Raw genomic sequence first — 17794 nt, 5'->3', positions numbered from 1 at the left:
CGAAATACCTTGAGATTGGACAACTCGTCATGAAAGCCGTACTGCTAGCGGGCGGTCTGGGCACGCGAATGCGTGAGGAGACCGAGTTCCGCCCCAAACCGATGGTCGAGGTGGGCGGGCGACCGGTGCTGTGGCACATCATGAAAATCCTTGGCCACTACGGTATTTCCGAGTTCGTGGTGTGCACCGGCTACAAGAGCGAATACATCAAGAGCTACTTCTCCAACTATGGGGTGTCCAATCTCGACTTCACCATCACCCTTGGTGACCAGTCGAGCATCCAATACCACGGCTCGCACGACGAATTCAACTGGCGGGTGACCGTCGCCGACACCGGCCTGAGCACGATGACCGGCGGCCGGATCAAACGCATCCAGAAGTACGTGGGGGAGGAGACGTTCCTGTGCACCTACGGCGACGGTATCGCCGATGTTGAGATCCCCGCGTTGCTGCAGTTCCACCGCGCCCATGGCAAGGTCGCCACCGTGACGGCCACCCAGCCGATGAGCCGGTTCGGGGTTATCGACCTGGAGCAGGATGGTGCGGTCGCCAAGTTCCGGGAGAAACCGAAGACGGACGACTGGATCAACATCGGCTACTTTGTTTTCGAACCGGCCGTGTTCGACTACCTGGACGGCGACGAGACCGTACTCGAGGACAAGCCGCTGCGGCGCCTGGCCGAGGACCACCAGATCGCCGCTTTCCCGCACCGTGGGTTCTGGCAGCCGATGGACACCTTCCGGGAGTCGCAATTGCTGAACAACCTCTGGAACAGTGGAAATCCGCCTTGGAAAGTGTGGGAGTAGGCGTGGGAGTCAAGAAGAAGATCGCCGTGATCGCCCCTGCCTACAACGAAAGCGAATGCGTCGAGGAGCTGGCCCGCCAATTGGCGGCGGTGTTCGACTCCGAACCTGCCTACGACTTCGAGGCGATCATCGTGGAAAACGGATCGACCGATGACACCATGGACAAGCTGCTTGCCATTCGAGCGGCCGACCCGCGGTTCAAGATCTTGCAACTGGCCCGCAACTTCCGGATGGACGGCGGGCTGACCGCCGGGTTGAACGCGGTCGACGCCGACGCCGTCGTGCTGATGACCGCCGACCTGCAGGACCCGCCCACGTTCATTCCCGAGCTGATCCGCAAGTGGGAGGAGGGCTACGAGAACGTCTACGGGGTGGTGACCCAGCGGCGGGGGACCGGCCCCATCCGCAGGATGAATTCCGTGCTGTTCTACTGGTTGGCGGGGAAGCTCACCAACGAGCGAATCACGAAGAATGCCAGTGACTTCCGCTTGGTCGACCGCAAGGTCTACGAGGCGGTTCGCGCGATGGATGAGCGCAACCGGTTCGTCCGGGGTCTGTTCTCCTGGGTCGGTTTCAAGTCGATCGGAATACCGATGGTGCGCCCGCCGCGCTTCGCCGGCGAGTCCAAGGCGCACAGCCTGGGCGTCATCGACCTGGCATTCAAGGGCATCTTTGCGCACTCCTACCTGCCGCTGCGGCTCATCACCATCACCGGCTTTTTGTTGAGTTTCATCGCGGCCGTCACCGTGTGCGTGCTCGCGTGGCGCTTCCTGTTCTACGGCGTGCCCTTCCCCGGGTTCGGTTCGCTGATCTGCGTCATGCTGATCGGCTTCGGGGTGGTCACGCTGCTCCTTGGGGTTGTCGGTGAGTACCTCGCGCTCATCTACGAGGAGGCCAAACAGCGACCCAACTTCGTCGTCACCAGGAAGGTCGGTCTATGACCGCACCTGCCAAATACGGCGACCAGCTCATCGACTGGTTGGTGGGCGCCGGCTACACGCATTGCTTCTTCGTCGCGGGCGGCAACATCATGCATCTGCTCGACTCGGTGCGCACCCGGATGGTATGCGTGCCGTTCGTGCACGAGGTAGGCGCGGCCATCGCGGTGGAGTACTTCAACGCCTCCCGTGACCAGGGCAGCGGCCGAGCCCTCCTTCTGGTGACGGCAGGTCCAGGGATCACCAATGCGCTGACCGGCATCGCGGGTGCCTGGCAGGAGAGTCGCGAACTGCTGGTCGTGGGCGGGCAGGTCAAGAGCAGCGATCTAAGCCGCGGCACGGTGCGCCAGCGCGGTATCCAGGAAATCGACGGCGTGGAGTTGGTGAGCAGCGTCATCAAACGGGCTCTGCGAATCGAGCGGCCGATCGCCCGCGACGCCATCCTTGAGGCGGTGCTCGACGGCCGCACCCCCCGCCAGGGGCCGGTGTTCCTCGAAGTCTGCCTGGATGCCCAGGCCGCGCCCCCGCTGCCGGGGCAGCACCCCGTCGCGATCCCGGAGGCGGCCGCTGTCCCGGAGGTGCCTGCCACCGACGTGCACCGGGTCGCCGCTTGGCTGCAAGAATCGGAGCGCCCGGTCATCTTGGTCGGTGGCGGGGTGAGCCGCGGAGGGGTGCGCGCGCTGGGGGAGCGCACGGTAGCCGCCGGGATCCCGCTGATGACCACCTGGAACGGGACCGACCGGGTTCCGACCGAACACCCGTTGTACGCCGGGCGGCCCAACACCTGGGGGCAGCGCGCCGCCAACATCCTCATCCAACAGGCCGACCTGGTGATCGCCATCGGCACCCGGCTGGGGCTGCAGCAAACCGGATTCGCCTGGGAACAGTTCGTGCCCGTCGGGCGAGTGGTCCAGGTCGACATCGATGCCGCCGAGCTCGACAAGGGACATCCACGCGTCGACTTGCCTCTGCGGGGGGATGCCGACCGATTCCTGGCCGCCCTGTACGCGGCCCGCCTCGGCGATCCCAGCCAGTGGCAGGCGTGGCGGGAGTTCATCGCGGCGGTGCGCGCCGAGCTGCCGCTCAACGACCCGCAGAACGTCACCGCCCCCGGATTTGTAGAGCCATACGAGTTCGCGATGCGGTTGTGCGAGATGGCGGGACCGGACGCCATCGTGCTGCCGTGCAGCAGCGGCGGTGCCGCGAGCGTGTCGATGCAGGCTCTCCAACTGCGCGCCCAGCAGAAGCTCATCGGCAACAAGTCGCTGGCGAGCATGGGCTACGGCTTGTCCGGGGCGATCGGAGTGGCGCTGGCCAACCCGGGTCGCCAAGTCTTCCTCAGCGAGGGCGACGGCGGGTTTGCTCAGAATCTTCAGGAGCTCGGCACGCTTGCGGCCACCGCGGCAAACGTCAAGGTCTTCTTGCTCAACAATGATGGCTATGCGTCGATCAGGATGACGCAGCGCAACTACTTCAACGGCGCCTGGATCGGCTGCGACGAGCAGACCGGGCTGGGCCTGCCGAACTGGGAGGATCTGGCGCGGGCCTACCGGATCCCGTTTGCCCGGCTCGATGCGGAATCCGGTCTGGACGACGAGTCTGTGCGCGGTCTGCTGGATGCGGATGGTCCCGTGCTGATCGAGGTGCCGATCGACCCCGACCAGACCTATTACCCGAAGATCAGCTCGGCGGTGCAACCTGACGGCTCGATGCGGTCGAACCCGCTGCACCGGATGAGTCCCGACCTGCCGGACGATGTTGCGGAGCGGGTTCTCGTCCATCTGAAGGTGCCGGTCCCACAGACCTGAGGTCGATTTTGATCAAAATTCGGGTAACGCCCAAATTTTGGCGCACATGAAGCAAACTAGACGGACGCTGTGCGTCGACGTGACAAGGGAGGCACGATACGTATGAATCGTCCGAGCCAGCGAGATCGCGAGATCTTTGAGAATCTGTTCGTCCTGGAGGCGGCCAACAACCACTGGGGTGACCTTGAGCGTGGCAGGAAGATAGTCAGCGACTACGGGCGCGTCGTCCGCTACAACTCGGTCAAGGCCGCGATCAAGTTCCAGTTCCGCGATGTCGACAACTTCATCCACGACGACTTCAAGGGCAACCAGGACATCCGGTACATCCGCAAGACCGAGGCGACCAGGATGTCGAGGGCGAACTTCAAAGTCCTCGCCGATGAGGTCAGGCGCGTCGGCTGCATTCCGATGGCCACCCCCTTTGACGAGGCGTCCGTGGATCTGTGCGTTGAGCTCGACCTTCCCATCATCAAGGTGGCAAGTTCCGATGTGAACGACTGGCCACTGCTGGAGAAGATCGCCTCGACGCGGCGCCCCACGATCGTCTCCTCGGGAGGAGCGAACGAGAAGGCGCTCGACGACGTCGTCACCTTCTTCGAGCATCGCGCCATCCCGTTGGCGATCAACCATTGCGTGAGCCTGTACCCGTCCGAGGACTACCAGCTCGAACTTAACCAGATCGATTACCTGCGTTCGCGTTACGACGACCACGTGATCGGCCTATCGACTCACGAGTATCACGACTGGCATTCCAGCATGCTGATCTCGTACGCCAAGGGCGCGCGAACCTGGGAGCGCCACGTCGACATCGACCACGAGGGTGTACCGGTGTCGGCCTATTGTTCGCTTCCCGAGCAAATCGACGAATGGTTCAAGGCTTTTCGCAAGGCCGAAGAGATGTGCGGCGGTTCGGCCGACCGGCGTCGGGTGCTGCCCAGGGAGGAAATCCAATACCTCGACGCGTTGGTGCGTGGGGTCTACGCCAAGCGTGATCTGGAGCCCGGCTACGAGTTCAACAGTGCGACGTTCACCAATGATTTCTACTTGGCGATACCGCTGCGCAAGGGCCAACTCTCCTGCCGGGAGATCCTCAACGGTCAGAAGCTCACCGAGCCGATCAAGGTCAAAGAACCGTTGACCATCGAACACATCGATGGGCCCTACGCCGAGTCGGACCATCTGCGCCAGTTCATCCTCAACCGTGGATTCTGAGGGTGCCTAAGTCGCGCAGGACTTCGTCCGCATTCCCGGACGCCGGTCCCCCCGCCCTTACGGTCACGTTGCAAGCGATCGCCGCGCGTCTGTTCCGGGTCTCCTCAACGCTTCGCACCAAGACGATCAATGCTGGCCAGGTAGCCGACTTCATTGACTGGCAACAGCGCGTCTTTGGCCACCAGCCAACGGTTTTCGGACGGCGCGAAGAGTTGTGGGAAAGGCTCGCGCAGCGGCTGGATCCAAGCGGTCCGCTCGTCGCGCTGGAGTTCGGTGTGGCCTGGGGTTATGCCACCGACTGGTGGCTGCGCCGATTGGGTGGTCGCGACGTGGTCTGGCATGGGTTCGACCGGTTCACCGGGCTACCGCGGGCCTGGCGCGAACACGACGAGGGCGCGTTCGACGCCGGTGGTAAGCCGCCGGCGATCGACGACAAGCGGGTGTGCTGGCATGTCGGCGACGTCCAGGACACCTTGGGCACGGTCGATTTGGTCGCCGCGCGTGATGCGCAGTGGTTGATCCTGTTCGATCTGGACATCTACGAACCGACGGCCTTTGCGTGGGAAATGCTCGCCGCTCACCTGCGGCCTGGCGATCTCATGTACTTCGACGAGGCGATGGACGTCGATGAGCGACGGGTGCTGAACGAGATGATCTTGCCGTCGATCGGTTGCGAGCCCGTCGGCACCACGGCGCTCGGGCTGGGTTTGGCTGTGACCCGCCCAGTACGCTGAACATTCAAGAGGTTTCGGTAACGGCATGTCTGCGCTCTGCCCGATCTGCGGTGCTCCGGGGGCCATCCAGGCGCATGGCCGAATCGCGCCGTTCATTCTTCAACTGCAGGGTGATCCGAAGGACGCACCGCGTGACACCACCCTTTGCCGGTGTGGCAGATGCGATTTGGTGTATTTCTCGCACCGCTTCGATGACAACGCTCTTGCCGCGATGTATTCGGGGTACCGAAACGAGCGATACCTGTCGATCCGACGGCGCTGGGAGCCTTGGTACTCCCGGGATGCGAACTCGGCCACCGAGCCCGGATCGGAGGCCGTCGCCCAGCGTGTGGGATTCGTGACCTCCATCGTCGGCTGCTATACGGACATCGACTCCCTGCGAAATATCGTCGACTACGGAGGCGACGAGGGCCAGTTCTTTCCCGCTGGTTACGCGGGACCCAAATACGTGATCGAAGTCTCCGGCAAGGACTTGGTCGACGGGGTGCAGGCTGCCGCGTCGCTTGATGAGCTTCCCGACCGACCGCACTTGGTGATCGCGGCCCACCTTCTTGAGCACCTTGTCGATCCCGCGGCGCTGGTCAAAGAGGTCCGAGCCGCGGTCGCCGATGACGGATTGTTCTACGTCGAGGTGCCACTGGACCGGCCCAAGGTGCGCAAATGGCACGCCGGGGCGCCGTACCGCCGTTTCCTCGATCGGGTTTCGGCTACCCGCGGCACCTGGATCGCCGCGGATTTCCTCGCCGGCGTCGCACGCAACTTCGGCCGAACGGTGCCACGGTTGGGGGCGATCAAGCAGAGCGAGCACATCAACTACTTTTCGACCCAATCCCTGCAGAAATTGCTCGCCGACGGGGGATTCCGCGTCGTCAGCACGCGGGCCGACCCCACGGCGAGTGTGGGGGGTTTGCGGATGGGCAAATTGGGAGCACTTGCGGTCCCGGTGTGAGTGGGCTGATCACGTGCGGCCGAGCACTCCGCGGGCGGTGATCTCGATCTGACGATCTAGCGGCGCGCTCGCCAAATCCCATCTTTGGCAGTGCCATTCCCAATCCTGACCGTCGGAGTGATACCGATCCGGGTCACCTGGGTCCACCTCGTCGCGGCTGATCACCGCGTCCGGGCGCACCACCTGGGTGACCCGTGCGGCGAGTTCGGCCATCTCCACCAGCTCCCCACCGCTGTCGACCGTGGCCGGTCCGACACCGCCCTCGGCCATGCCCAGCGCGAGTAGCTCCTCGGCGAGCACATAGCGGCGAAATACCGGGCGGCGCGCCGTGATTCGGATGGCTCCCGCGTCAGCATCCCGGATCATCGATCCCAACGCGTAGCCCTGGGGTTTTTGCACATGGGCACCGGAGATGCTCCAGGCCCGCACGACGACGGGCACCGCCCCGCTCTCGGCGGCGGCCTGGGTCAGGCGATGCTCGGCCTCGCGCTTGAGGTAGCCATAGGGGTTGTCCTCGATCGGGCCGTCGAGGGCGTCCCGCGGATAGACGGCCGCTCCGCTGGAGACCGTGAGTGCAAGACGTACGCCGGGCAACCGCGTCGCATACACCAGCCGCTCGGTGAGGGCGCGGTTGGCGGCGACGTAGTCGGGCAGCGGCATGTCGCCAACCCGGTCCCGGGTGAGGAATGCACAGTCCAGCACGACGGTGGGTGCGAAGGCAGCGACCTCCCGGTCGTCCCACACGCGGCACTCGATCTCGCAATCGCCGACTCGGATGACTCTGGCCCGGCTGGCCAGGGCCAGCGTGGGCAGGCCCAGCGGGGCGAGCAGGTCGAGGGCCGTCCTACCGAGCCAGCCCGAAGCGCCAGTGACGAGTACCCGGTCGTTGCCGAGCGCTTGCGCCGTCAGTGCGCGTGCGCTTGCACTCACCAGGTCAGTCACGTCGCGGGCCAGGGCTTCATGACCCCGGAGCCTACGGCAGCATGGGTGTCGACGCGTGCTCAAAATCTCTTGAATGGCAGGCCGGCAAGAGCGGGATCGGGTTAGACTTCCCAGCGGCTCAGTTGGGGGCGTGCCGCGTGTTCCCACCACCGTTTCGGGCAGACCCGAGGAGAATGCCGTGACCCAACCCCGCGAGCTGTTACGGGGTTCGGTCTCGGCGATCCGGGAGTGGTTTGCCGCCGCAGCCGCCCAATCCGAACGCACCATCCTGCTTGGCACCATCCTGGTGGCGTCGGCGATTTCGATTGTGACGGGCCTTGTTCTCGCGCGGTACTACTCGGTCGACGTGACTTCCTCGCTGATCATTTTCGTCCCCAACGACTGCTACGTCGATTGGGGCTTGAATGTAGGTCGACACTGTTTCAGCGACTACGCGATAACGGTGAGCCTCGGGATGCGGCCCAACCCCTGGGAGCCCTACCCCTTGTACCTCCCCCCCGACTTCAAGCCGATCAGTAGCAACTACCTGGCGGCCGGGATGGTGCCCCAGGTGATCTTCGGGTTTCTGGGCAAGTGGCTGGGCGCGCCGCGACTCGGATTGCTTTGCTACCTGCTCGCCTTGACGATCGCGGTCTTCACGCCCGCCGGGTGGGCGGCTCGCGGTGCAAAAGGCCTGGAGCGGGTGGTGGTGTTCGTGACGTGCGGCGTTGCGGCCATCCCGGTGTGGGTCGCGATCGATCGGGGTAACTTGGTGGGTTTCCTGGCGCCAATCGCGCTGGTTTTCCTGGTGGCGCTGTGCCGCCGCCGCTGGGGCTTGGTCACGTGCATGGTGATCTTGGCCGCGTTAGTGAAACCGCAGTTCGCGGTGCTGGCTGTCGCGTTGTTCGTGGCCCGGCAATGGCGGTGGAGCGGCATCGCGGCGGCCGGGGTCGCGATCTCCAACATCGCCGCGTATGCGCTGTGGCCGCGCGACTTTCCCGAGACGATCACCCAATCGATTCGCGCCACCCTCGGCTACGGGGGCGGGTCGCTGTTCCCAGCGGTGGCGGCCAACTCCAATGTGTCCTTCGGGAAGGGGCTGCACGCAATACCTGACGCCATCAAGGCGGCCGCCACAGGGGGCAAAATACCGGACGGTTTCCTCGCCGGTCCGCGATCGCTGATCGGCTACGCCGTACTCGTGCTTGTCGTTGTCGCCCTGCTGGGGCTGGGCCCGCGCATCCCGCCGGTCATGGCGGGCATCGTGCTGCTGGCCACCGCTTCGCTCTTCCCGGCCTTGAGTAACCCCTACTATCTGGTGTTCGTGTTACCGATCGCGGCACTGGTGATCCGGGATCCGGACGGCCCGCCGGGAACCGGTATCTTCGACCGGCTCGCGAGCTTCGGCGACCCCCGTCGCGCGGTTGGTATGTGCGTGAGCCTGGCCGCGGCATTGTGCATCGCCCAAATCGCCCTGCCGGGCCCGACCACCCAAGTGGGAGACACCGTCGGACCGCTGGCGGCCGACGCCAAGGCGACGGTGGTCACCAGCACCGTGTTCCTCGCGCCGCTGCTCTGGTTGGTCGCGTGCGCGGCGATCATCGTCTCTTACGCGCGTCGGTCGGCTCCGCAGGATACCGGCGTCAGCGACCCAGCCGTGTCCAGGCCAATTGCGCAATTCTCGCCACAACGACCGGCGTGATCTGCAAGACTTCGTGCGACAGGCAAACCTGGAGAACCGGGGGAGTACGCAAAGGAAACGAGTGTTGGATGTGCGAGGAGCACGATCGTGGCCATCCGGGAACGGCATGCGTCAGACGATTTTGCGGCCAATATCCGACCGAGCGCTCAACTCTTTGTGATCGAAAAGGAAGAAAATGCGGCAGGCAATCAAAGAATTCGTGCCGAAATCGGCGGTCGACCTGTATCGCATACTGAAGTATGCACGATGGAAGTTGCCTTTTCACCAGAAATATAAACCATTCGTCGAGAACAAATACGGGATCGAGATCGGCGGTCCCAGCGCGCACTTCAAAACCGTTTTGCCACTTTATCAATTCCTTGGCGGGTTGGATGGAGTCAACTTCTCCACGGATACGATCTGGGAGGGTCGCATCGAAGCTGGGGAGAGTTTCAACTACGATGGCAGTAAATTCGGTCGTCAATTCATTTCCGAAGCGACCGACCTAAGTGAAATCGCAACTGCGCAATACGATTTCCTGCTGTCGTCGAACTGTCTGGAGCACATCGCCAACCCCCTCAAAGCTCTGACGGAATGGCGAAGGGTGATCAAAGATGGTGGCGCCCTGGTATTGGTTCTTCCCAACAAGGAAAGCAACTTCGACCATCGGCGCCCGGTCACGAGGTTCGATCATCTGCTGGACGACTTCCTCCACGATGTCGGCGAGGATGATCTCACCCACCTAGAGGAAATCCTGGCGCTCCATGACTTGCGCATGGACCCGCCCGCCGGTGACCCAGAACAATTTAGGGAACGAAGCCTGAAAAATTTTCAGAACCGAACGCTCCATCACCACGTGTTTGATGTTCCGCTGATCGAGCAAATGCTGGACCATATGGGGTTTGAAATCGTGGATGTCACGACCACCGAAACCGACTTCTTCGCCCTCGCAACGAAGAATCTTGAGGCCGATCTCGCGTCCGAATGATGATCCACCACCGCGCGTCTGAGATCACCGGTGCGCTTCTGAACAGGCTCCGCAACAAAACCGAGCGCAGCTCATACCGGGCTGCGGAGCGCTACCGCCGAGACGGCGACGCGTTGGGCTTCGTTTGCGAAACCCACCAGGAGCTTCCGGCGCAGCCTCCGCCCGATCGGCGCACGCTCGTTCTGTTCGCTCACTTCGATCCTCAGGGCGTCGTGGATCCTTACGTCGTCCATTACCTGAAGGCGCTGCACGGGCTGGGAGCCACGATCGTTTTCGTCTCCGGCTCGCCCAGCCTCACGCCGGAGTCGGTGGCTCCCATCCGCTCACTTTGTGCCGGCATTTACACCCGGCACACGCTGTCGTTGGACTTCGGCTCGTGGCACCTGGCGTGGTGCATCCTGCGGCGGCGCGGCTGGTCGCTGGATCAGTTCGACCGCCTGCTCATCGCCAACGACAGCGTGTACGGGCCGCTGTTTCCCATCGAAGAGATGTGGGCCTCGTTCCACGATGCCGACATGTACGGCGCCATCGAAAGCACCGTGCAGCACCCCCACCTCCAGTCCTTTTTCCTGGCCTGGGACCTCAACTCGCGCACCCGCCCCTTCCTCAACGACGTCTGGGATGGCTTCCAGTACACGATCGACAAGCTCCTCCTCATCCGACGGTACGAGGTCGGCTTGTCCACGGGTGCTCGCAAAGCAGGACTCAGCCTCAAACCGTTCCTCTCCGCGGCCGCCATCAAAGCGACGTATCCGCTCTCGCCGGCGCATGAGCGGGCCACGGTGTTGTCCAAAAGGCGATCCGTCAACAACGCCATTTTCTTTTGGGACGGCCTGATAGAGCATCTGCGGTTCCCATTTCTCAAAACGAGCTTGCCGCGCCACAACACACCGTGGCAGGACTCCATCCCGCATCTGCGGGAGTTCGTCGAGCAGCACACCGCGTACCCATACGAACTCATTCAATCGAACGTGGACCGGCTCGGCCTGGGAGAGGCTACCTGGGTGAGGCCAAGCGATACCGCTCAGCGAATCCGGATATGGCTCGAGGCCCACAGCGTGTGATGGCAGACGTCGTGAAACTCCGTGACATGTTGCGCAGTGAATCCGATCGCACCAGGGCCGCCATGCGCTACCGCCGAACTGGGGACGCTGCGGGCTTCGTTTGTGAAACCCACCAGGAGCTTCCGGCGCAGCCGCCAACCGGTCGGCGCACGCTGGTGTTGTTCGCCCACTTCGATCCCCAGGGCGTCGTCGATCCCTACGTCGTCTACTACCTGAAGGCGCTGTACGGGCTGGGGGCGATTATCGTCTTCGTCTCCGGGTCTCCCAGTCTCACGCCGGAGTCGGTCGCTCCCATCCGCGCATTGTGTGCCGGCATCTACACCCGCCGCACGCTGTCACTGGACTTCGGCTCGTGGCATCTGGCGTGGTGCATCCTGCGGCGGCGTGGCTGGTCGCTGGATCAGTTCGACCGCTTGGTCATCGCCAACGACAGCGTCTACGGCCCGTTGTTTCCGATCGACGAGATGTGGGGCTCATTTCACGATGCCGACATGTACGGCGCCATCGAAAGCACCGAGCTGTTCAACTCCCACCTGCAGTCCTTCTTTCTGGCCTGGGACCTCAACTCGCGCACCCGCCCCTTTCTCAACGACTTTTGGAACGGCTTCCAGTACATCGTCCATAAACGTGTGCTTATCTGGCGATACGAGATCGGCCTGTCCAGGCGTGCTCGCAAGGCTGGGCTCAGCATCAAACCGTTCGTCTCGGCGGACACCATCAAAGCAACATATGGGCGCTCCCCGGAACATCAGTGGGCCAGCAGGTTCTCCGTGTCCCTCAACAACACCATTTACTTTTGGGACGGTCTGATCGAGCATCTGAGGTTCCCTTTTCTCAAGACGATCCTGCCGCGCTATAACACGCCGTGGCACCACTCCATGGCGAACCTGCCGGATTTCATCGCGCAGCACACCACTTACCCCTACGAACTCATCCGGGCGAACGTCGACAGGCTCGGCTGCGGCCAGCCTGTTTGGGTGCCGCCCGCCCGCCACACCGTCATAGCGAATAGGGTCATCGACGCGATCCTGGACCTGACCGCGCCGGTCCGTGGCGCCGACCGTCCGACGACGTCCCACCGTGCGCCGCACCCATAGGTCAGCGGGTCACGAGAGCCGATCGGCCAACCGGCGAGCGTGGGTGAACTCGTGAACGGGTGCGCGCGCCAAGGTTTTCAGACGCGACCACCGCTGCGGCCCCAACACCGCGACGACCAGGTGCAGCGTTAGCCAGGTAACCAGCCACCACGCCCTGGCGAGGTTCCGGATCACCGTGGTAGATGCCGGATCCACGATCAACCAGGTCAAAATGTGCAGCTGGTCCAGCCAGTTTCGCCGGGTCTTCGCGTTACGCACCGATTCGGTGCCAACCGTTTGAGTGCGCACGGACAGCTCTTGTGGCACAAAGCAGACCGCCGATCGCAGCATCAAGCGAAACCAGAAATCCACGTCGACGAGTTGGTAGATATCGTCGCGAAACCCCCCCACATCCAGTGCCAGCTGGCGCCGAAACATCACGCACGTTGGTTCACCTATCCAGTTGCCCGCACCGCCCATCAACATCATCTGCGTGACCAACGACGATCCGTGATTGTATTCCCGAAGCTTCACGAAGAAGCGATGAGGTTTGCTCGCTGCTCGCCACCACCATCGGATGTTGTCCTGCACCACACGGCGGGGCGCGAATGCCAGTCCCACGGCCGGGTCGTCGAAACATGGCGCGAGTTTCTGCAGGGCGCCCGGCAGCAACCAGTCGTCTGCGTGTACGAACTGGATACAGGTGCCACGCGCGACTTCCAAGCATTTGTTGTGGTTTTGATTGAGGCCGAGTCGAGATTCATTGCGTATCAGTCGGTCACCGGGTCGCAACATCGTTGCGGCGATGGCGGCGCAATCGTCCGCCGAATCGTCGTCAACGACCACAAGCTCGAAATCGACACCGTCCTGATCCAAGATGCTGCGCAGACAGTGCACGATGGTCGCGCTGTTGTTGTACATCGGCACGCACACCGAAATCGTCGGGTTCATCGGCAAATCGTCCCTATCGCCGGGGCCCTTCGTCACCGCCCCGAGCCGTCAACGGACAACCGATCCGACCGCCCGGGTCGCTATCGGCCTTCCCATTCGTCCCTCGTCGGCTCTGTCGCACCGCGCACCGTCACCCTTGCCGTCTTCCAGGCGCAGCCGCCCCAGCATAGCTCCGCGCAACTTGTCTAGATGACCAAAGTGTCAATTTGGGCGCGGTTGTTCCACCAGGGGGTTGAGCACGCGGGCGTCCGGGCCGGGTGACCAGCCACCGTAGGCGTCTCGGAGCCCAGCGTTGCCTGCCGCCCTCGCCAGGGCCCGGTAACTCGCACCGTTCTGACTGGTCAGAAGTCTGCCGATGCCAATTTGCCCGTTACGCCACGAGATGCGCACCGGCAAGGTAACGTCCCCGGTGATGTGGGCTGCGGTGCTGTATATCGGACTGGTGATGGCGACCGACCCTATACGGTTCGGCCTCGCCCTCGTCCTGGTGACGCGGCGGCGGCCCATGCTAAATCTGCTTGCTTTCTGGCTGGGCGGCTTGGTGGCGGGCATCGCCCTTGCCGTGGCTGTTTTGGTCGTGATGCGCGATGTCGCGCTGACCGCCATTCAAGCTGCGGCGTCCGCGATCACGGAGGTGAGGTCCTCGGTCGTCATCCTTACCGGCGGACGTCTTCAGATCACCGTCGGCGTCATTGTGCTGATGGTCGCTGCCAACCTGGTGGCCCGCCAGCGGACACGAGCACGGGTACCGATTCCCGTCGGCGGCGCTGGGGGCCTGGCGCCGCAGCCGGATCGACCGGGCCCGATAGCCCGGATGGGGGCAGTTACCAAGAACATGCTGACCGGCGCCCTTTGGCCGGCCTTTGTGGCCGGTCTGGCCTCGTCGGCTCCTCCGATCGAGAGCGTGACGGCGCTGACCATCATCATGGCCTCGGGGGCCGCTATCGGTACCCAGGTCAGCGCATTTCTGGTGTTCATCCTCCTGGTGCTTACGGTTATCGAGATCCCGTTAGTCACCTATTTGGTGATCCCACAACAGACCGAAGCGGCGATGTTGCGGCTGGACAATTGGCTGCGCACGCATCGTCGGCGGATCACCCTCACCATGCTCGTGGTAACCGGAGCCATACTACTGGTCCAGGGTGTGGCCGCCCTCTGAGTCAGCGACGATAGGCAACTGGCAGTCGATGATCGTTGACGTAGCAACGGGTCGGCGGCGGCGCACGCGCACAACCCGCCGGGCATACCAGACCCTGGGATTCGGGCGTTGGCAGCGTCCGGTTACGACCAAGAACGACCCCTAACAAAGGTAGTCTGATCTCCGTGGGTAAGTCCTCGATTCCCATTGTGCTGCGCGAACGCGCGAGTATGCAGCCCAACGACACGGCGTTCACTTTTATTGACTACGACCAGGATTGGGATGGCGTTGAAGAAACGCTGACGTGGGCTCAGGTATACCGGCGAACGTTGAACCTCGCCGAACAGCTCAAACAAGCTGGGTCGGCGGGGGACCGGGCGGTGATATTGGCGCCGCAAGGGCTTGACTACATAGTTAGCTTTCTGGCGTCATTGCAGGCCGGGCTTATCGCAGTTCCGCTTTCGGTGCCATACGGCGGCTCCCACGACGAGCGCACTACATCGGTAATGGCAGATACTTCGCCCGCTGTCGTCCTCACGGCGTCCTCGGTCGTTGACAACCTCACCGAATATGTACAACCGCAGCCTGGGCACAAGGCACCGGCACTCATCGAAGTTGACTTGCTGGATCTCGACTCTCGACAACGATCCCGTGGCGGGCCGGCCTCTCGCGCCGCCGGTGACGAAGGCTCGGAAACCTTGTATCTGCAGTACACGTCGGGGTCCACGCGTGCGCCGGCCGGTGTCATTGTCTCGAACACGAATCTGTTCGCGAATTTCGAACAGATCATGACCGACTACTACGGGTTCAACGGGAAGGTTGCCCCGCCGGACACCACCGTGGTGTCGTGGCTGCCGTTCTATCACGACATGGGTTTCGTGCTGGGCATTATCCTGCCGATCCTGGCAGGCATCCGCGCTGTGCTGACGAGCCCGGTCGGATTCCTGCAGCGACCCGCCCGATGGATGCAAATGTTGGCAGCCAATAGTCGAGCATTTTCGGCCGCACCGAACTTTGCATACGAAATCGCGACACGCAAAACATCGGATGACGACATGGCCGGGTTTGATCTCGGGGGCGTGCTCGCTATCCTCAACGGGAGTGAACGAGTACAGCCGGTGACCCTCAAGCGGTCCCTGTGTGCCAGGGTTAGGTGAGACAGCGGCAGTAGCCGATCATCGCTGCAGGGCGAGACAGGATCACTATTCCACGTGACTATGACGATCGCATCTTTGGACAGTCGCGCCGATACTGGCGTGGTGGAGGGCACGCGGGATCCGGGCGCCCGGGCACGGCGGCGCACGTTCACCGCCGAGTACAAGGCCCGCATTCTCGACGAGTACGACGCGTTACCGGCTGGCTCGGAGCGGCGCGGCGCGTTGCTGCGGCGAGAGGGCCTGTACAGCTCGCACATCGCCGAATGGCGCAAGGCCGCGACGCCGGCGCCCGGAAAGGCCTGGCGCCCAGAGGGAAGAAACCGAAACGCACGGCCGAACAGATCGAGTTGGAGAAGCTGCGGCGGCGCAACGAGCTGCTCGAAGCCGAGCTGGAACGCACCAAGTTGGCCTTGGAGATCACGGGAAAAGCGCACGCGCTCTTGGAGATGCTCTCCGAGAGCGCGGACTCCGATCCGAAGTCCAAGCCGTGATCGACGAGCACCTGCCCAATCTGGCGGCGGCGACCAGCACGAAGCGGGCGTGTGCGCTGCTCGGCGCGTCGCGGGCCACCGTGTACCGCCGCCGCAATCCCAAGCCCCGTCCAGCTGCGCCGCCGCGACCGGAACCGGCGAACAAGTTATCCGAGGCCGAACGCCAACACGTGCTGTCGGTGCTGCGCTCGCCCGAGTACTGCGACCTGGCGCCGGCGCAGGTGTGGGCGCGGCTGCTCGACGACGGCATCTACTTGTGCTCGATCCGCACGATGTACCGGCTGCTGGCGATCGCCGGGGAGAACCGCGAGCGGCGCCGCCAACGCACCCACCCGGCGAAGAAGAAACCCGAGCTGATCGCCACCGCACCGAACCAAGTGTGGTCGTGGGACATCACCAAACTACAAGGGCCGCAACGTGGTATCTACTACCAGCTGTACGTGATCATCGACATCTACTCTCGCTATGTCGTCGGCTGGACCGTCACCGCCACCGAGACCGGCGAACTCGCCAAGGAGTTCATCGACGCCACACTGGCCACCCACGACATCGAACCCGACCAGCTGACCCTGCACGCCGACCGGGGCACCTCGATGACCTCCAAGCCGGTCGCCCAACTGCTGGTCGACCTGGGCGTGGACCGCAGCCACTCCCGCCCGCACGTGTCCAACGACAACCCCTACTCGGAGGCCAACTTCAAGACCCTCAAATACTGCCCCGCCTTCCCCGGCCGGTTCGGCTCCATCGAAGACGCCCGCGCCTTCTGTACCGTGTTCTTCGACTACTACAACCACGTGCATCGCCATTCCGGGATCGGCCTGCACACGGCCGCGTCAGTGCACTACGGCACCGCCACCGAGATCCAGGCCCAACGCGCCGCCACGCTGGACGCCGCCTACGCCGCCAACCCCGCCAGATTCCGGCACCAGCGGCCCACCCCACCGAAACTGCCTACCGTTGCCTGGATCAACCAACCAACCCCCGAAGCACTCATCAAATCCGCGTAAGAAACTGTCTCACCGGCCTTGACATGTTCCGGGTTCACCGATCGGTTCGTCCGGTTCAACCTTAACCCCGCTGTGATTCGGCCGTCCTATGGACTGGCAGAAGCAACCGTATATGTCGCGACCCGCGAAGCGGGTGAACCACCAAGAATCGTGAGCTTCGAATCTGACAGGCTGCCCGATGGTCAAGCGGTGCCGTGCGCCAGCGAAACCGGCACGCCGCTGGTCAGCTACGGGAATCCCAAGACTCAGCTGGTGCGTATCGTCGACCCCGACACGCGTATCGAGTGTCCACCGGGAACGGTTGGTGAGATCTGGATTCACGGCGACAACGTCGCCTCCGGCTATTGGGAGAAGCCTGACCTGACTGCGCGCACGTTTGGTGCGACGATGGTGAACCCTGCGCCCGGGACGCCCGAAGGTCCCTGGCTGAGAACCGGAGATTCCGGCTTCATCTCCGACGACGAGCTGTTCATCATGGGGCGCATCAAGGACCTCTTGATTGTGTATGGGCGCAACCACTCTCCCGACGACATCGAGGCGACCATCCAGGAGATAACCCCCGGCCGTTGCGCGGCGATTGCAGTTCCTGAGGACGGCGCTGAGAAGTTGGTCGCCATCATCGAACTCAAGAAGAAGAACAACGAGTCCGATGAGCAAGTGATGGAGAGGCTGGGCTTCGTGAAACGTGAAGTCATCTCAGCGATTTCGAAATCACACGGGCTGGGTGTGGCGGATCTTGTTCTGGTGTCTCCGGGTTCGATTCCGATCACCACCAGCGGCAAGGTCAGGCGCGCGCGGTGCGTGGAGCTGTACCGCCACGAGAAATTCACCCGCTTAGACGTTTAGCTGGGTCAGTATCGCTAGCGGCCGTGC

The 17794-nt window shown here is 63.2% G+C and carries 13 protein-coding genes and 3 pseudogenes; 14 read left to right on the top strand and 2 right to left on the bottom strand.

What is annotated here, in order from left to right; genetic code table 11:
* Nucleotides 1–29: 29 nt before the first annotated feature.
* The 6 genes from rfbF to G6N20_RS08375 all read left to right on the top strand — a co-directional run bounded on the left by rfbF (nucleotide 30) and on the right by G6N20_RS08375 (nucleotide 6447).
* Nucleotides 30–806 carry a glucose-1-phosphate cytidylyltransferase gene (gene rfbF, locus G6N20_RS08400; RefSeq protein WP_083051098.1) on the top strand — a complete coding sequence of 259 codons (777 nt, stop codon included), beginning with the start codon at nucleotides 30–32 and terminating at the stop codon, nucleotides 804–806.
* A gap of 2 nt (nucleotides 807–808) precedes the next feature.
* Entirely contained in the window at nucleotides 809–1747 is a 939-nt protein-coding gene (locus G6N20_RS08395; protein ID WP_232065469.1) for a glycosyltransferase family 2 protein, read from the top strand.
* Nucleotides 1744–3552, top strand: a complete 1809-nt coding sequence (locus G6N20_RS08390) for a thiamine pyrophosphate-binding protein (protein ID WP_083051104.1) — start codon at nucleotides 1744–1746, stop codon at nucleotides 3550–3552. The genes G6N20_RS08395 and G6N20_RS08390 overlap by 4 nt, the downstream gene beginning before the upstream one ends.
* Nucleotides 3553–3654: 102 nt before the next feature.
* The gene (locus G6N20_RS08385) at nucleotides 3655–4764 is read left to right on the top strand and encodes an N-acetylneuraminate synthase family protein (RefSeq protein ID WP_083051107.1); all 1110 of its coding nucleotides are present in this window, start codon (nucleotides 3655–3657) and stop codon (nucleotides 4762–4764) included.
* 2 nt (nucleotides 4765–4766) lie between these two features.
* The gene (locus G6N20_RS08380; RefSeq protein ID WP_142272161.1) at nucleotides 4767–5498 is read left to right on the top strand and encodes a class I SAM-dependent methyltransferase; all 732 of its coding nucleotides are present in this window, start codon (nucleotides 4767–4769) and stop codon (nucleotides 5496–5498) included.
* A 169-nt stretch (nucleotides 5499–5667) separates the two neighbouring features.
* Nucleotides 5668–6447: a class I SAM-dependent methyltransferase gene (locus G6N20_RS08375; protein WP_158084790.1), complete on the top strand. Its 780-nt coding sequence runs from the start codon at nucleotides 5668–5670 to the stop codon at nucleotides 6445–6447.
* Nucleotides 6448–6456: 9 nt separating this feature from the next.
* On the opposite strand, the gene G6N20_RS08370 is transcribed toward G6N20_RS08375, so the two are convergent.
* On the bottom strand, nucleotides 6457–7377 hold the full coding sequence (locus tag G6N20_RS08370; RefSeq protein ID WP_232065468.1) for an NAD-dependent epimerase/dehydratase family protein: 921 nt from the start codon (nucleotides 7375–7377) through the stop codon (nucleotides 6457–6459).
* Nucleotides 7378–7462: 85 nt separating this feature from the next.
* Between G6N20_RS08370 and G6N20_RS08365 the strand changes: the two genes are divergently transcribed.
* The 4 genes from G6N20_RS08365 (at nucleotide 7463) to G6N20_RS08350 (ending at nucleotide 12198) form a co-directional block, all read left to right on the top strand.
* A complete protein-coding gene (locus G6N20_RS08365) occupies nucleotides 7463–9070 on the top strand; it encodes a glycosyltransferase family 87 protein (RefSeq protein ID WP_163662898.1) in 1608 nt (535 codons plus the stop codon).
* A gap of 175 nt (nucleotides 9071–9245) precedes the next feature.
* Entirely contained in the window at nucleotides 9246–10037 is a 792-nt protein-coding gene (locus tag G6N20_RS08360) for a methyltransferase domain-containing protein (protein ID WP_083051121.1), read from the top strand.
* Nucleotides 10037–11101: a rhamnan synthesis F family protein gene (locus G6N20_RS08355; protein WP_158084791.1), complete on the top strand. Its 1065-nt coding sequence runs from the start codon at nucleotides 10037–10039 to the stop codon at nucleotides 11099–11101. The genes G6N20_RS08360 and G6N20_RS08355 overlap by 1 nt, the downstream gene beginning before the upstream one ends.
* Nucleotides 11101–12198, top strand: a complete 1098-nt coding sequence (locus tag G6N20_RS08350; protein ID WP_163662895.1) for a rhamnan synthesis F family protein — start codon at nucleotides 11101–11103, stop codon at nucleotides 12196–12198. Before G6N20_RS08355 ends, G6N20_RS08350 begins: the two co-directional genes overlap by 1 nt.
* Nucleotides 12199–12207: 9 nt before the next feature.
* Here G6N20_RS08350 and G6N20_RS08345 read toward each other — a convergent pair whose 3' ends face one another.
* Nucleotides 12208–13128, bottom strand: a complete 921-nt coding sequence (locus G6N20_RS08345; RefSeq protein WP_083051129.1) for a glycosyltransferase family 2 protein — start codon at nucleotides 13126–13128, stop codon at nucleotides 12208–12210.
* Between the two features lie 412 nt (nucleotides 13129–13540).
* Between G6N20_RS08345 and G6N20_RS08340 the strand changes: the two genes are divergently transcribed.
* The 4 genes and pseudogenes from G6N20_RS08340 to G6N20_RS08320 all read left to right on the top strand — a co-directional run.
* Entirely contained in the window at nucleotides 13541–14287 is a 747-nt protein-coding gene (locus G6N20_RS08340) for a GAP family protein (RefSeq protein WP_083051139.1), read from the top strand.
* Nucleotides 14288–14445: 158 nt separating this feature from the next.
* A pseudogene (locus tag G6N20_RS08335) lies at nucleotides 14446–15399 on the top strand (AMP-binding protein); the annotation flags it as partial.
* 84 nt (nucleotides 15400–15483) lie between these two features.
* A pseudogene (locus tag G6N20_RS08325) lies at nucleotides 15484–16921 on the top strand (IS3 family transposase).
* A gap of 30 nt (nucleotides 16922–16951) precedes the next feature.
* A pseudogene (locus G6N20_RS08320) lies at nucleotides 16952–17767 on the top strand (AMP-binding protein); the annotation flags it as partial.
* Nucleotides 17768–17794: the final 27 nt, after the last annotated feature.

Source organism: Mycobacterium shinjukuense, from assembly GCF_010730055.1.
In the GTDB taxonomy this organism is placed as follows: Bacteria; Actinomycetota; Actinomycetes; order Mycobacteriales; family Mycobacteriaceae; genus Mycobacterium; species Mycobacterium shinjukuense.
The sequence above is the reverse complement of the archived record's forward strand: the minus strand, read 5'-3'. Positions and strand labels throughout refer to the sequence as shown.

Excerpts from the sequence above, each read along its gene's own strand:
- G6N20_RS08360 (WP_083051121.1), top strand. The coding sequence starts at position 9,246 with ATGCGGCAGGCAATCAAAGAATTCGTGCCGAAATCGGCGGTCGACCTG.
- rfbF (WP_083051098.1), top strand. The coding sequence starts at position 30 with ATGAAAGCCGTACTGCTAGCGGGCGGTCTGGGCACGCGAATGCGTGAG.
- G6N20_RS08390 (WP_083051104.1), top strand. The coding sequence starts at position 1,744 with ATGACCGCACCTGCCAAATACGGCGACCAGCTCATCGACTGGTTGGTG.
- G6N20_RS08350 (WP_163662895.1), top strand. The coding sequence starts at position 11,101 with ATGGCAGACGTCGTGAAACTCCGTGACATGTTGCGCAGTGAATCCGAT.
- G6N20_RS08345 (WP_083051129.1), bottom strand. The coding sequence starts at position 13,128 with ATGAACCCGACGATTTCGGTGTGCGTGCCGATGTACAACAACAGCGCG.
- G6N20_RS08365 (WP_163662898.1), top strand. The coding sequence starts at position 7,463 with ATGGCAGGCCGGCAAGAGCGGGATCGGGTTAGACTTCCCAGCGGCTCA.
- G6N20_RS08340 (WP_083051139.1), top strand. The coding sequence starts at position 13,541 with ATGTGGGCTGCGGTGCTGTATATCGGACTGGTGATGGCGACCGACCCT.
- G6N20_RS08355 (WP_158084791.1), top strand. The coding sequence starts at position 10,037 with ATGATCCACCACCGCGCGTCTGAGATCACCGGTGCGCTTCTGAACAGG.
- G6N20_RS08385 (WP_083051107.1), top strand. The coding sequence starts at position 3,655 with ATGAATCGTCCGAGCCAGCGAGATCGCGAGATCTTTGAGAATCTGTTC.